1 protein-coding gene is annotated in these 318 nt (G+C 39.0%); it reads right to left on the bottom strand.

The annotated features are described in order from the left end of the window. Window positions 1–110 precede the first annotated feature (110 nt). Window positions 111–318, bottom strand: a 208-nt coding sequence (locus F8C76_RS20070; RefSeq protein WP_211372225.1) for a hypothetical protein, incomplete at its 5' end; no start/stop codon positions are given.

Genomic DNA, 318 nt, shown 5'->3' with positions numbered 1-318 from the left:
ATAGCCACGATCAAAAACACCTTTTTAGTGCCGCCCCCATTATTTTCTTCTTCTAAGATCACTTCATTCAGTCTTTCTTTTTCTGACATCAAAAATCCTTTCAAAAATTGTTATAAATGCTTCGCCCAAGAGCTCCCTCGCTCTTTTGCAAACACTTCATAAGGTAAAGCTAAAATATTAAATTCCTTAGGCCATTCATTGCTAGGGAAGACCCTCCATTCTTTAGGCAACCCTTGGGCTAATTTCATAGACAAAGTTTTAACCAACCTTTCACCCTCGCCCAATTCCGTATGCCCCTTATGCACATACAAATGCAAA

The organism is Flagellimonas olearia, from assembly GCF_009184425.1.
In the GTDB taxonomy this organism is placed as follows: domain Bacteria; phylum Bacteroidota; class Bacteroidia; order Flavobacteriales; family Flavobacteriaceae; genus Flagellimonas; species Flagellimonas olearia.
The sequence above is the reverse complement of the archived record's forward strand: the minus strand, read 5'-3'. Positions and strand labels throughout refer to the sequence as shown.